Raw genomic sequence first — 14,734 nt, 5'->3', positions numbered from 1 at the left:
ACAGAGCAAAACCCTATCACCACCCCTCTCCCAAAGGAGAGGGAGGTAAAAATATTACTTTTTCTTGGTTGGACGCTGCCAGCCTTGAATGTGCACCTGCTTGACCCGGCTCAACACCAGCTCATTATCCGCAATATCACGGGTCACCGTGGTACCTGCAGCGATCGTCACCCCTTTACCTACGGTGACCGGAGCCACCAGCTGAGTGTCCGAACCGACAAACACGCCATCGCCAATAATGGTTTTGTGCTTGTTGGCACCGTCGTAGTTGCAGGTAATGGTACCGGCACCGATATTCACATCGTCGCCAATTTCGGCGTCGCCCAGATAGCTCAGGTGGCCAGCCTTGGAGCCTTTGCCCAGGCGAGCCTTTTTGATTTCCACGAAGTTGCCAACGTGGGCACCTTCTGCCAGTTCGGCACCAGGGCGCAGACGGGCAAATGGGCCAACGGTACAGGCCGCTTCCAGCTGCGCATTTTCCAGCACGCTGTAAGGGCTGATCTCGCAGTCGTCGCCAATCACGCAGTCTCTCAGTACGCAGCCAGCACCGATCTTCACGCGGTTACCCAACTTGACCATGCCTTCGATAATCACGTTAGCATCGATGGAGATATCACGGCCATGTTCCAGTACGCCACGCAGATCGAAGCGTGCCGGATCCAACAGCATCACGCCAGCCAGCAGCAACTTCTCTGCCTGCTCAGCCTGATACACGCGTTCAAGCTGGGACAGTTGCAGGCGGTTATTCACGCCTTCAACTTCGCTCAGGCGCGCCGGGTGTACCGCCTCAATCTTGTTACCCTCGGCATGCGCCAAGGCAATGATGTCGGTAATATAGAATTCACCCTGCGCGTTATTATTATTCAACTTGCCCAGCCAGCGCTTCAGATCGCGGCCATTGGCCACCAGAATGCCGGTGTTGATCTCATTAATCTGGCGCTGCTCATCGTTGGCATCTTTATGTTCGACAATACCCACCACGGTGCCGTTTTCGCGTACGATGCGGCCATAACCGCTCGGGTCTTGCAGCTTCACTGTCAGCAGGCCGATCCCCCCCTGAGGTTTGGCTGCCAGCAGACGCGTCAGCGTTTCGACGGCGATCAGTGGCACATCGCCATACAGCATCAGCACGTCTTCATCATCGGCAAAATGCGGTGCCGCCTGCTGCATAGCATGGCCAGTTCCCAACTGCTCAGCCTGCAACACCCAGTTTAGTGCATCATTGCGCAGGGTGCTTTTCAGCAGCTCGCCGCCGTGGCCGTAAACCAGATGGACGTTTTTGGCGCCCAGCTTCATGGCGGCATCAATGACGTGCTGCACCATTGGCTTACCCGCCAGCGGATGTAACACCTTGGGAAGGTCGGAATACATGCGTGTTCCCTTGCCCGCGGCGAGGATAACCACGCTCATTGCGCTGTTAGACATAAGCAACCTGATAACTCCATTTTGATGGACGAAAGTAAAACCGTTTGATGGCGGAATTACTACATATTTCTCTACACGAATCCGGCGCAGGCCGCATGGCTCCTAGCCTGCCGCCAATGGCTGTAATCCAACCGTACGGTGAAAAAACTGTCGGCGATCGGCGACGCTTAATTCAACTGAAAGCGCTAATACAGCACAATGCCTAGCCGGATGAAACGCTTATTTTAAAACAAAAAAAAAGCGACCCACAGGGGCCGCTTTCTTATTTCCACACGCTGCAGGCAACGCGGGAATTTACATCGCTTTTCTGGTGAGCTCGATAACGCGCAGTTTCGCGATCGCTTTCGCCAGTTCAGCAGATGCCTGAGCATAGTCGACATCGCCATGAGAGCTACGGATGTGCTCTTCAGCTTTACGCTTAGCTTCCAGCGCTCTCGCTTCGTCGAGGTCCGTTCCACGGATGGCAGTGTCCGCCAGCACGGTTACCACGCTCGGCTGTACCTCAAGGATACCGCCGGACAGGTAGATGAACTCTTCTTCACCGTGCTGTTTAACAATACGCACCATGCCAGGCTTGATGGCAGTCAGCAGCGGCGCATGGCCAGGGAAGATCCCCAGTTCGCCTTCGCTGCCTGTCACCTGGATCTTCTGCACCAGGCCGGAAAACATCTGTTTTTCCGCGCTGACGACATCCAGATGGTAAGTCATAGCCATATCACCCTCCTCTCAAGGCGTTACAGTTTCTTGGCTTTTTCCACTGCTTCTTCAATGGTGCCAACCATGTAGAACGCCTGCTCCGGCAGGTGGTCATAGTCGCCGTCCATAATGCCTTTGAAACCACGGATGGTGTCTTTCAGCGATACGAACTTGCCCGGAGAACCGGTAAAGACTTCTGCCACGAAGAACGGCTGAGACAGGAAACGTTGGATTTTACGCGCACGGGATACAACCAGCTTGTCGTCTTCTGACAGCTCGTCCATACCCAGGATGGCGATGATATCTTTCAGTTCCTGGTAGCGTTGCAGAATAGACTGCACGCCACGCGCTACGTCGTAGTGCTCCTGGCCAACTACCAGCGGATCCAGCTGACGGCTGGTGGAATCCAGCGGGTCAACGGCCGGGTAGATACCCAGAGAAGCGATGTTACGGCTCAGTACCACGGTTGCATCCAAGTGAGCAAAGGTGGTGGCTGGTGATGGGTCAGTCAAGTCATCCGCAGGAACGTAAACGGCCTGCACAGAGGTGATTGAACCGGTCTTGGTAGAGGTGATACGTTCTTGCAGAACACCCATCTCTTCCGCCAGCGTTGGCTGATAACCTACCGCCGATGGCATACGGCCCAGAAGTGCGGACACTTCGGTACCGGCCAGGGTATAACGGTAGATGTTATCGACGAACAGCAGTACGTCACGACCTTCGTCACGGAACTTCTCAGCCATGGTCAAACCGGTCAGCGCAACGCGCAGACGGTTACCAGGTGGCTCGTTCATCTGGCCGTAAACCAGGGAAACTTTGTCCAGTACGTTGGAGTCGGTCATTTCGTGGTAGAAGTCGTTACCCTCACGAGTACGTTCACCCACGCCCGCAAACACAGAATAACCGGAGTGCTCGATCGCGATGTTACGGATCAGCTCCATCATGTTTACGGTTTTACCTACACCAGCACCACCGAACAGGCCGACTTTACCACCCTTGGCGAACGGGCAGATCAGGTCCATTACCTTGATACCGGTTTCCAGCAGATCCTGAGAGTTGGACAGCTCTTCGTAGCTTGGCGCCGGGCGGTGAATAGCCCAACGTTCTTCTTCGCCGATGTCGCCCTTCATGTCGATTGGTTGACCCAATACGTTCATGATGCGGCCCAGGGTAGCTTTACCTACCGGTACTTCAATTGGGTGCTGCAGGTCGGTTACGGCCAGACCACGACGCAGACCGTCTGAGGTCCCCATTGCGATACAGCGAACCACGCCGCCACCCAGCTGTTGCTGAACTTCCAGCACCAATTTCTCGGAGCCGTTTGCGACCTCAAGAGCGTCGTACACTTTTGGTACGGCATCCTGAGGGAACTCGACGTCCACCACGGCGCCGATTACCTGGATAATCTTTCCAGTAGCCATCTTGAATCCTCTACGTAATTCGTAAACCTAGCTTAAACCGCGGAGGCTCCCGAAACGATCTCGGTGAGTTCCTGAGTGATGCTGGCCTGACGCGCCTTGTTGTATACCAACTGCAGCTCTTTGATCAGGCTACCGCCGTTATCGGTTGCGGCTTTCATCGCGACCATTCGTGCGGCCTGCTCGCTGGCCAGGTTTTCCACGACGCCCTGATAAACTTGCGATTCCACATAACGGCGCAGCAAGGTATCAAGCAGCACTTTTGGATCGGGTTCATACAGGTAATCCCAGGATTTTTTCTTCAGTTCACTGTCATCAGAAGGTGGCAATGGCAGAAGTTGCAGTAACTGCGGTTCCTGGGACATCGTATTAACAAATTTGTTGCTGACAACGTACAGCTTGTCTAAACGACCTTCGTCGTAGGCTTGCAGCATCACTTTCACTGGACCGATCAGATCCGACAGGGAAGGGTTATCCCCCATGCCGGTCACCTGGGCAACCACGTTGCCGCCCACGGAACCAAAGAAAGAGGCCGCTTTTGAGCCAATCAGCGCTAAATCAGCTTCAACGCCTTTTTCAGACCAGCCTTTCATCTCTGCCAACAGCTTCTTGAACAGGTTGATGTTCAAGCCGCCACAGAGACCACGGTCAGTAGACACCACCAGATACCCGACGCGCTTAACGTCACGCTCATCCAGGTACGGGTGCTTATATTCCAGATTCCCTAAAGCCAGGTGACCAATCACCTCGCGCATGGTCTCTGCATAAGGACGGCTGGCCGCCATGCGTTCCTGCGATTTACGCATTTTGGAGGCGGCGACCATTTCCATCGCTTTAGTGATCTTCTGCGTGTTTTGCACGCTGGCGATCTTACTACGTATCTCTTTTGCGCCGGCCATCTCTGCTTCTCCTCATTGCCAGCGGCCTGCCGTCTTGCAACGTCAGGCCGCTATGCGTTACCAGGACTGGGTTGCCTTGAAGGTATCGAGGATGCCTTTCAGCTTGCCTTCGATCTCATCGTTATAAGCACCAGTTTGGTTGATGTGGTTCAGCAGTTCGGCATGCTCGCGGTCCGCAAAAGCAACCAGAGCGGCTTCGAAGCTGACAACTTTCGCCACTTCTACGTCGTTCAGGTAGCCACGCTCGGCGGCAAACAGCACCAGAGACTGTTGTGCGACGGACATCGGCGCATACTGTTTCTGTTTCAGCAGCTCGGTCACTTTCTGACCGTGGCTCAGCTGTTTACGCGTTGCATCGTCCAGATCGGAAGCGAACTGAGAGAACGCAGCCAGTTCACGATACTGTGCCAGAGCGGTACGAATACCACCGGACAGTTTTTTCATGATCTTGGTCTGTGCTGCACCACCCACACGGGATACGGAAATACCCGGGTTAACCGCCGGACGAATACCGGAGTTAAACAGGTTTGATTCCAGGAAGATCTGACCATCGGTAATCGAGATTACGTTGGTCGGAACGAACGCGGAAACGTCACCCGCCTGGGTTTCAATGATCGGCAGAGCGGTCAGTGAACCGGTTTGGCCTTTGACTTCACCTTTGGTGAAGGCTTCAACGTAGTCGGCGTTAACACGCGCAGCACGCTCCAGCAAACGGGAGTGGAGGTAGAATACGTCGCCTGGGTAAGCTTCACGACCTGGTGGACGGCGAAGCAGCAGGGAGATCTGACGGTAAGCAACGGCCTGTTTGGACAGGTCATCGTATACGATCAGCGCATCTTCACCACGGTCACGGAAGTATTCACCCATTGCGCAACCGGCATATGGTGCCAGGTATTGCAGTGCAGCGGATTCTGACGCGGTAGCCACAACCACGATGGTGTTGGCCAGTGCGCCGTGCTCTTCCAGCTTGCGCACAACGTTAGCGATGGTGGACGCTTTCTGGCCGATAGCCACGTAAACGCATTTGATACCGGAATCGCGCTGGTTGATGATCGCATCGATCGCCAGGGCGGTTTTACCGGTTTGACGGTCGCCGATCACCAGCTCACGCTGGCCACGACCGATTGGGATCATGGCGTCGACCGATTTGTAGCCGGTCTGTACAGGCTGATCAACAGACTGACGTTCGATAACGCCAGGTGCGATAGTTTCAACCGGAGAGAAACCGTCATTGTCAACCGGGCCTTTACCGTCGATAGGTGCGCCCAGGGTGTTGACTACGCGGCCCAGCAGGCCGCGGCCAACCGGAACTTCCAGAATACGGCCGGTACATTTTACCTTCATGCCTTCGGCCAGATCCGAATACGGACCCATTACCACGGCACCTACAGAGTCACGCTCCAGGTTCAATGCAATTGCGTAACGGTTGCCTGGCAGTGCGATCATTTCGCCCTGCATAACCTCGGCCAAACCGTGTACGCGGATGATCCCGTCGCTGACGGAAACGATGGTACCTTCATTGTGAGCTTCGCTCACTACATTGAACTGAGCAATGCGCTGCTTGATCAGTTCGCTGATTTCGGTGGAATTCAGTTGCATGCTCCAGTCCCCTTAAGACTGCAAGACGTCTGCCAGGCGCTCGAGACGGCCACGTACGCTGCCATCGATCACCAGATCACCAGCACGGATAATGACACCGGCCAGTACAGACTTGTCAATTTTGCAATTCAGCTTAACTTTGCGTGACAGACGTTTTTCCATCGCAGCGATAATCTTGGCTTGCTGTGTGTCGTTCAGTGCGCTCGATGAGAGCACCTCGACTTCGACGGTGGATTCCAACGCGGCGCGCAGTTCGATGAACTGTTGCAGCACCGCAGGAAGGACCAGTAAACGCCCATTTTCGGCCATTACACGGATAAAGTTCTGGCCATGTTCGTCGAGCTCATCGCCACAAACCGCAATAAACGTGTTGGACAAGGTTTCTGGTGCTACCGCACCGGAAAGCAGTTCCGCCATCTGTTCATTACGCGTGACAACAGCAGTAAACGCCAGCATTTGCTGCCAGCGTTCTACGCTTTGGTTCTCAACGGCAAAGTCAAAAGCTGCTTTGGCGTAGGGGCGAGCTACGGTGATAAATTCAGACATCAGCCCCTCCCTCCTTACAGTTCAGCGACCAGTTTATCAACGATGTCGCTGTTAGCAGCTTCATCCACGGAACGTTCGATGATCTTCTCGGCACCGGCAATTGCCAGCATCGCGACTTGCTTACGCAACTCTTCACGAGCGCGCTTACGTTCGGCTTCGATCTCAGCCTGAGCCTGCGCCACGATTTTGTTACGTTCCTGCTCGGCTTCTGCTTTCGCTTCGTCCACGATCTGAGCTTTGCGTTTGTTTGCTTGCTCAATAATCGCCTGGGCTTCCGCTTTGGCAGTTTTCAGCTGGTCGGTCGCATGGGCTTGCGCTAAGTCCAAATCTTTTTTGCCACGTTCTGCGGAAGCGAGGCCATCAGCAATTTCTTTCTGACGCTTCTCGATGGCAGCCATAATTGGCGGCCATACATACTTCATGCAGAACCAGACAAACAGGATGAACGCGATAGCCTGGCCGAGGATTGTTGCGTTAAGATTCACAGCACAATGCCTCTTTAAAAGTTAATAATGTGGTTTCTTTGTAGAGTGTGAACCCTACTTACGCGACAGCAAACATCACGTACAAACCCAGACCAACAGCGATCATCGGGATGGCGTCAACCAGGCCCATAACGATAAAGAACTGTGTACGCAACAGCGGGATCAGATCAGGTTGACGTGCAGCGCCTTCCAAGAATTTACCACCCAGGATGCCGATACCGATCGCAGCACCGATTGCCGCTAACCCCATCATAATAGCGGCAGCCATGTACAGCAGATCCATATTCAGGTTTTCCATGACAGTCTCCAGTTTGTTTCAGTTTAATAGTGCAAGTGTTTTAAGAAAATCAGTGCTCTTCAGACGCCATCGACAGATAGACAATCGTCAGAACCATGAAAATAAAGGCTTGAAGCGTAATGATCAGGATGTGGAAGATTGCCCAAGGCAAACTCAGCATCCACTGTGACCACCACGGCAACAGACCAGCAATCAGGATGAAGATCAACTCACCCGCATACATGTTGCCGAACAGTCGCAGACCCAGTGAAACAGGTTTGGACAGCAGGCTGACACCTTCAAGGATCAGGTTAATGGGAATAAATACCGGGTGGTTGAACGGCTGCATGGTTAACTCTTTGACGAACCCACCAATGCCTTTCATTTTAATGCTATAGAACAGGATCAGGACAAATACGGCCAACGCCATCGACAGCGTGATGTTCACGTCGGCGGTAGGGACGACACGCAGTGCCGGCAGACCAAGCTGGGTTCCGATATAAGGCAGGAAGTCAACCGGGATGAGGTCCATCAGGTTCATCAGGAATACCCAGACGAACACCGTCAGCGCCAACGGAGCAATCACCTTGCTCTTGCCGTGATACATATCCTTGACGCTGTTATCGACAAAGCCAACGATCAGCTCAACGGCGGTTTGCAGCTTGCCGGGAACGCCACTGGTGGCGTTTTTGGCTACCTTGCGGAAAATAGCCAGAAAAACCACCCCGAGGACGACGGAGAAAAACATCGAGTCGAGGTTAATCGACCAAAAACCAGTCCCGACCTGAAGCTGCGTCAGGTGGTGACCGATATACTCCTGTGGACTGTTGAATCCCTCTGCAGACATGATGCCTCTACCCTTATTTAGTTAATTTCGGTAACTGTTAATCACGGCGGGTGCCACTATCTGCACCACTAACACCGCTAAATAGGTCAGGCCAAGCGGTACAAACGCCACTTTGAACACCCCAAGCGCCACGATCAGCAAAACGATGGTGATCACGACCTTTAGCCCTTCACCAATGGCGAACGACCAGGCAACCCGTCCGGGTGCCGGCGTCTGTGCCTGGTGACGCAAGGCAAACAGCATAAACATGGCATTGGGTAACCAGGCAGCCAGGCCACCTGCCAGTGCCGAACCGCTCCACTCCAGACTTTTCAGGCCGAAGGCAGCGCTGATCAAAACAAAAGTCATTAACTGCAGCAACAGCAACTTGCGTGCAACTTTTCCGCTGTACAGGGACACAGACATGACGTTTGTTCTCTCCGTACCCCTGAGGGGGTATGCCGACGTATAAAACTGCCTTTGCGGTTCTGAGTCAAGCAGCAAAAAACGTGCAAATTATACGGGCCACTCCAACGAATTCAATCGATAAGTAGCGAAAAGGTGAACAATTATTTAAATTTCCCCTTTTCGGGCTCTTTTCACAAGAAAATGGCCGGAATAATCGCTCGCATTTATTTGTCTGACTATTCCACGGTTGCGGTAAGAAACGTGCAACCGATCACAATACTGACTATTAATGAGTTATAGCCCAGGTTCACGACCGAGGTCTTTAGCTTTTTGGGCGATCAAAAAATATTATAAATCAAATCATTACAACGTAACCGTTCAAAAACAATCCTTATACCCCGTAAAAACCTTTTATTGACATTCACAGGAATAATAAAGCAACACTCAATTAACACTGACAGCAAATCGGAATCTTTCACACATTGTTGCTAACGTGACTATCACCCACTGGAATGATGCATTTTTGACACAACAATGTTAATCAAAGGTAAATAAGCTAAGGGGAGAACCTATATGATTAGCCTGCTTGCTATTTATCTTCTATACCCTACACCAATCGCTGATTATTTGATGCTAAACAATTCTGATTTGGCTTTAGTGAGCTTTCAGGACGATCAAATGGCGCTCGCCCTCCAGCTCCGGCACCTGCAAACGCACCACCGACTCCAAAGCAATCCCTTCTGGCAACTGAGCCAACTCGTCTTGCGGGCAAACCCCTTTCAGCGCATAAAAACGCCCCTGCCCTTTGGCTGGCAGATGGTGACACCAGGCCAACATGTCTTGCAGTGAAGCAAAAGCACGGCTGATCACGCCATCAAACGGCGGTTCTGCCACAAACTCTTCTACACGGCTCTGTACCGGCTCGATATTGTTCAACCCCAGCTCATGCTGAACCTGCCGCAGGAAGCGTACGCGCTTGCCCAAGCTGTCTAACAGGGTGAAATGCGCATCGGGCCGCACTATTGCCAACGGAATGCCAGGCAAACCAGGACCGGTGCCAACGTCGATAAAGCGTGAACCTGTCAGATGGGCATTCACCACGATGCTGTCCATGATATGACGCACCAGCATTTGCTGCGGATCGCGAACGGAAGTGAGATTGTAAGCCTTGTTCCACTTGTCGAGCATAGCGACATAGCCCAACAATTGCTGTTTTTGTTGATCGGGAAGCGAAATTCCAGCCGCCGAAAGCAACGAATCCAATTTTTTTTGCACAACAGAGTCCTCTGACAGGCGTGGAACAGCAGGCCAATCTGCAACTGCTCTCTTAGGCAGTCTATGATAATTCAGGCTTGAGGTGATGTCAGCGGCCGTTTGCTCAGCAGATAGGCAAACGGCCACTCGGTGAGCGTATTTATGCGCTGCGGCGCAGTAAGCCCTGCTTTTTCAGCCAGATCAGCAAAATGGAGATCGCTGCTGGGGTGATACCGGAAATGCGCGAAGCCTGGCCGATCGAGTTAGGTTTGTGATCGTTCAATTTGGCGATCACCTCATTGGACAATCCGGAGACCTGACGATAATCGAGATCAAGCGGCAGCACGGTGTTCTCGTTGCGCTGCTGCTTGTCAATCTCATCTTGCTGGCGAGCGATGTAGCCTTCGTATTTCACCTGAATTTCCACTTGCTCAGCGGCTTCAGTGTCTGCCAGTGCAGGAGCAAAAGCAGCTACTGCGGTCAGTTGGCCATAATCCATTTCCGGGCGGCGCAGCAATTCTTCGCCGTTGGCTTCGCGTGACAGAGGCGCTTTCAGCAGGACGTTAACCTGTTCGACGTTCTCTGAATGCGGGTGCACCCAGATATCACGCAGACGCTGGCGTTCCTGTTCGATGTGCTCAAGCTTTTCGCAGTAGCGCTGCCAGCGTTCATCGTCAACCAGCCCCAGCTCTCGGCCTTTTTCCGTCAGGCGCAGATCGGCGTTGTCTTCACGCAACATCAGACGGTATTCGGCACGTGAGGTAAACATGCGGTACGGCTCTTTGGTGCCCAGAGTACTGAGATCGTCTACCAGTACCCCCAGGTAAGCCTGATCGCGGCGTGGTGACCAGCCTTCGTCTTCAACGGCATAACGCCCGGCGTTCAACCCGGCCAACAGACCTTGTGCAGCAGCTTCTTCGTAACCGGTGGTGCCGTTGATCTGGCCTGCGAAGAACAGCCCTTGAATAAATTTGCTTTCCAACGTCGGCTTCAGATCGCGTGGATCGAAGAAATCGTACTCGATGGCATAACCAGGGCGAACGATGCGGGCATTTTGCATCCCTTCCATCGAACGTACGATCTGCATCTGAACGTCAAACGGCAAACTGGTGGAAATCCCATTCGGGTAGATCTCGTTGCTGGTTAACCCTTCAGGTTCCAGGAAGATCTGGTGCGCATTACGATCGGCAAAGCGCATCACTTTGTCTTCGATCGATGGGCAGTAGCGTGGGCCGATCCCTTCGATGATCCCGGCATACATCGGGCTACGATCGAGGTTATTGCGGATCACGTCATGCGTTTTTTCATTGGTGTGCGTGATGTAGCACGGAACCTGTTGCGGATGCTGGCTGGCGTTGCCCAGGAAAGAAAACACTGGGATTGGCGTATCGCCATGCTGCTCAGCCAGAACGCTGAAGTCTATGGTGCGTGCATCGATACGGGGAGGTGTACCCGTTTTCAGGCGATTGACACGCAGAGGCAATTCACGCAGACGCTGTGACAAAGAGATCGACGGAGGATCCCCGGCACGGCCACCGCTGTAGTTTTCCAGGCCGATGTGGATCTTGCCATCCAGGAAGGTGCCCACGGTCAGTACTACCGCTTTGGCACGGAATTTCAGCCCCATCTGGGTCACCGCACCCACCACTCGATCGTTCTCGACGATCAGATCCTCAACCGGTTGTTGGAAGATCATCAGGTTTGGCTGGTTCTCCAATGCGGTACGAACGGCTTGGCGATACAGGACGCGATCTGCCTGAGCTCGAGTGGCTCGCACTGCCGGGCCTTTGCTGGCGTTTAGTATCCTAAACTGAATGCCTGCATGGTCGATCGCCTTGGCCATCAGCCCGCCGAGTGCATCGATTTCCTTGACCAGATGCCCTTTCCCGATACCACCGATCGCCGGATTACAGGACATTTGTCCCAGCGTGTCAATATTGTGGGTCAGTAATAAAGTCTGACGTCCCATACGTGCCGCAGCCATGGCGGCTTCGGTTCCGGCATGGCCACCACCGATGATAATGACGTCAAATTGCTCTGGATAAAACATGGAACAGCACCTCGGAGTACTTGCGAACGATCGTTGTTTGCCCTGGGGGGAGGATTCTACTCAAGTTTAGTCGATCGACCAAGCGGTCAGGATCTTAGGTAATTAAAAGAAGATCTTTTTTATTTAAAGATCTCTTTATTAGATCTCTTATTAGGATCGCGATCCTCTGTGGATAAGTGATTATTCCAGATAAAGATCAGCCGATTAAGCAGGATCGTTTGCTGTGAATGATCGGTGATCCTGGTCAGTATAAGCTGGGATCTAAATGGCATGTTATCCACAGGACAGAAAGCGTACGACGGTTGTTATTGGGATAACTACCGGTTATACCCTGCTTTCAAGCCTAGTTATACACAATCGTTCGCGCGATCTTTAACCGAATTAGAGTAAAATAATCCAATTCTTCAGCCATTCTTCGGCAGGATCCTCGGGAATTTCATGTTGGGTCACGTCGATCTCGAGACGATCGCCGATCCTTTTCGCTCCACGATCCTGGAAAAGATCGTCGATCTGTTTGATCGCACCACAGAAGGTATCGTACTCAGAACTGCCCAAACCGACGGCACCAAACTGCACCTGAGATAAATCAGGCTGCTGCTCTGCCAGTTGTTCCAGCAGCGGCTGCAAGTTATCTGGTAAATCACCGGCACCGTGAGTGGAGGAAACCACCAGCCAGCGGCCTGACAGCGTCAATTCATCCAATTCAGGGCCATGCAGCATTTCTGTTGAGAAACCTGCTTCTTCGAGTTTCTCGGCCAAATGTTCAGCCACGTATTCTGCGCTGCCAAGCGTGCTGCCACTGATCAGAGTGATGTCTGCCATGAATGAATGATCCCAACCTTAAACTCAAGAGGCCGTATTGTACTCTGTGAATCAGCTGGGATCTACCTGTGGATAATATGGGTATAACGATCGAGGGAATCTGGATCCACCCACAACATCTACGGTTCATCAGACACAATTATGGTGCTATTTTTTCATAATTGATTGATTTAACTAGCTAGAAATTCTGTTGGCGGGGGCTGAAGCCATCTTGCCAACCTTGCCGTGGTGGTTGCTATGTGAGGATAAGTTTTATTTTTCAGCTGGTGGATAAGACAGAGGGGGGCGCGAAAGCCCTGTGCATGAGCGCAGAAGCAGGCTGGCAGTATGATGACATGATCAGCCGCGGCTATGGTTAACCCTGTCACCCATTCCTTCATCAAACCCTAAGGTCTTCAAATCGCAGCTTTGCTCCCCTAGCTTCTCCCGGGCTAGGGGGCAAAAGATCGGTTATAGCGTGATGCGCCCCATCATTAGCAACCAGATGACGATGGCATCAAGCAGCAACAGGATAGCCAGATAAAAAATTTCTTTATTCTGGAACAGCGGCTGATTGTCACCCTTCTCTTTACGAGACCATATGAACACCGGTAGCCCGCAGGTAAGCAGAATGGGGACCAGTGCTACATATTGGATTTGGCTGGCATAAAGGATAAACAGGCAGAATATGACGCCAAGAATGCCGCTGACAAGGGCAAATTTACGCCCCTTTTTGGCATACTGATCATACTCTCGATTGAGGCAAATTTTCGCCATATACAAGGTCGTGGTGATGTATGCAGGCACCACCATCAACGCACTAATGTTGTACATCGTGTTCCAGGCGTCATTAGAAAAATAGACTAATAACATCGCGGCCTGCATCACAAAACTGCTGACCCAAAGGGAAACATTGGCGGCCTGTTTGCTATTGGTGCGCGCAAAAGCCCGTGGGAAAGCGCCTTTTTGCCCGGCAACCATGGGAATTTCGGCGCAGAGCATCGTCCAGGCTAGCCAGCCTGCCAGTACGGAAATAATCAATCCTACGTTCATTAACCAACCACCCCAGTGACCGACTACTTTCGCCAGGACGCCTGCGGTTGATGGATTACTGACTTGAGAAAGTTCAGCCTGTGGCATAACGCCAAACGGCAATATTGACATCAGTATGTAGATGATAAGCGCCAATAGAAAGCCCAGTAGCGTGGCCTTACCGACATCTTTCTTGTTTTTGGCGCGTCCTGAAAGAACGACGGCGCCCTCTACGCCAATAAATGCCCATAGTGTTACCGTCATTGGGGCCAGAATTTGCGACATCAATGATACGGGCTTAGCGTGGTTGCCGACCCCTTCAACGATTTGTGGTGCCGTTCCCCAAAAGTTGCTAAACAGCTGAGAATAGTTGATTAAGAAGCCCAGTATGACAACAAACAGCACCAGTGGTACAAGTTTGGCGATAGTACCGAGAGTGTTCACAAAACCTGCAACTTTTGTCCCGGACAAGACCAGGAAGTTGTAACCCCAAATCAAAACCGAACCGCAGATAATTGAATTGAGGTTATTCCCATCGGTGAATACACCGGGGAAAAACTGGTTTAACGCATCCATCAAGATTACGGCGAAGGCGACGTTGCCAAAGGCAGTCATCAGCCAGTATCCCCAGGCGACGTTGAAAGCAATAAATGAGCCGAAGCCCTCCTGGGCGTACATATAGACACCCGCCTGTAGGTCTGGGCGCAGGTCGGACAACAGGCGAAACGAGTTAGCGATAAAGTAGATACCAATACCTGCGATAAGCCACGCGATAATGATCGGCCCTACTGCCGAGGTAGCAGCTGTGTTTTGGGGCAGGCTAAATACCCCACCGCCCAGCATAGAACCTACAACAATGGCGATTAATGCAATTAGCCCGAGCTTGTGCTCGCCGTCCGTCTTTGCTGCGTCAGTAGCACTTGTTGCTGATGTTGAAGATTGATTTGACATAAATAAAACCCTTGCATCGGAATAGACATCACCCCGGCCCTGGCGGGTCGGAGTGATGAGATAACCA

Annotated in this window: 14 protein-coding genes; all 14 read right to left on the bottom strand. The window is 52.4% G+C overall.

Annotated elements, in window-relative coordinates:
- Positions 1-54: 54 nt before the first annotated feature.
- Positions 55-1,425: a bifunctional UDP-N-acetylglucosamine diphosphorylase/glucosamine-1-phosphate N-acetyltransferase GlmU gene (gene glmU / locus KGP21_RS28750; protein WP_115160431.1), complete on the bottom strand. Its 1,371-nt coding sequence runs from the start codon at positions 1,423-1,425 to the stop codon at positions 55-57.
- 294 nt (positions 1,426-1,719) lie between these two features.
- On the bottom strand, positions 1,720-2,139 hold the full coding sequence (locus KGP21_RS28745; RefSeq protein ID WP_004933814.1) for a F0F1 ATP synthase subunit epsilon: 420 nt from the start codon (positions 2,137-2,139) through the stop codon (positions 1,720-1,722).
- Positions 2,140-2,159: 20 nt separating this feature from the next.
- Entirely contained in the window at positions 2,160-3,542 is a 1,383-nt protein-coding gene (gene atpD, locus KGP21_RS28740) for a F0F1 ATP synthase subunit beta (protein ID WP_021181425.1), read from the bottom strand.
- Between the two features lie 32 nt (positions 3,543-3,574).
- Positions 3,575-4,438 (bottom strand): F0F1 ATP synthase subunit gamma, encoded by an 864-nt coding sequence (atpG, locus tag KGP21_RS28735; protein WP_021181426.1) that lies wholly within the window; start codon positions 4,436-4,438, stop codon positions 3,575-3,577.
- A 57-nt stretch (positions 4,439-4,495) separates the two neighbouring features.
- Entirely contained in the window at positions 4,496-6,037 is a 1,542-nt protein-coding gene (gene atpA / locus KGP21_RS28730) for a F0F1 ATP synthase subunit alpha (RefSeq protein ID WP_021181427.1), read from the bottom strand.
- 12 nt (positions 6,038-6,049) lie between these two features.
- Complete coding sequence (atpH, locus tag KGP21_RS28725; protein WP_024527380.1) at positions 6,050-6,583, bottom strand: F0F1 ATP synthase subunit delta; 534 nt, start codon at positions 6,581-6,583, stop codon at positions 6,050-6,052.
- Between the two features lie 14 nt (positions 6,584-6,597).
- A complete protein-coding gene (gene atpF, locus KGP21_RS28720; protein WP_021181429.1) occupies positions 6,598-7,068 on the bottom strand; it encodes a F0F1 ATP synthase subunit B in 471 nt (156 codons plus the stop codon).
- A gap of 58 nt (positions 7,069-7,126) precedes the next feature.
- Positions 7,127-7,366 (bottom strand): F0F1 ATP synthase subunit C, encoded by a 240-nt coding sequence (gene atpE, locus KGP21_RS28715; protein ID WP_004393045.1) that lies wholly within the window; start codon positions 7,364-7,366, stop codon positions 7,127-7,129.
- Between the two features lie 49 nt (positions 7,367-7,415).
- Positions 7,416-8,192 (bottom strand): F0F1 ATP synthase subunit A, encoded by a 777-nt coding sequence (gene atpB, locus KGP21_RS28710; protein ID WP_021181430.1) that lies wholly within the window; start codon positions 8,190-8,192, stop codon positions 7,416-7,418.
- A 21-nt stretch (positions 8,193-8,213) separates the two neighbouring features.
- Positions 8,214-8,597: a F0F1 ATP synthase subunit I gene (gene atpI / locus KGP21_RS28705; RefSeq protein ID WP_021181431.1), complete on the bottom strand. Its 384-nt coding sequence runs from the start codon at positions 8,595-8,597 to the stop codon at positions 8,214-8,216.
- Between the two features lie 636 nt (positions 8,598-9,233).
- On the bottom strand, positions 9,234-9,854 hold the full coding sequence (rsmG, locus tag KGP21_RS28700) for a 16S rRNA (guanine(527)-N(7))-methyltransferase RsmG (RefSeq protein WP_071682660.1): 621 nt from the start codon (positions 9,852-9,854) through the stop codon (positions 9,234-9,236).
- Between the two features lie 139 nt (positions 9,855-9,993).
- A complete protein-coding gene (mnmG, locus tag KGP21_RS28695) occupies positions 9,994-11,883 on the bottom strand; it encodes a tRNA uridine-5-carboxymethylaminomethyl(34) synthesis enzyme MnmG (protein WP_021181433.1) in 1,890 nt (629 codons plus the stop codon).
- Positions 11,884-12,264: 381 nt separating this feature from the next.
- Complete coding sequence (gene mioC / locus KGP21_RS28690; protein ID WP_223536727.1) at positions 12,265-12,705, bottom strand: FMN-binding protein MioC; 441 nt, start codon at positions 12,703-12,705, stop codon at positions 12,265-12,267.
- A 450-nt stretch (positions 12,706-13,155) separates the two neighbouring features.
- Positions 13,156-14,667, bottom strand: a complete 1,512-nt coding sequence (locus KGP21_RS28685; protein ID WP_071925985.1) for a basic amino acid/polyamine antiporter — start codon at positions 14,665-14,667, stop codon at positions 13,156-13,158.
- Between the last annotated feature and the right edge of the window lie 67 nt (positions 14,668-14,734).

The sequence above is a fragment of the Serratia sp. JSRIV004 genome, from assembly GCF_019968705.1.
In the GTDB taxonomy this organism is placed as follows: Bacteria; Pseudomonadota; Gammaproteobacteria; order Enterobacterales; family Enterobacteriaceae; genus Chania; species Chania fonticola_B.
The sequence above is the reverse complement of the archived record's forward strand: the minus strand, read 5'-3'. Positions and strand labels throughout refer to the sequence as shown.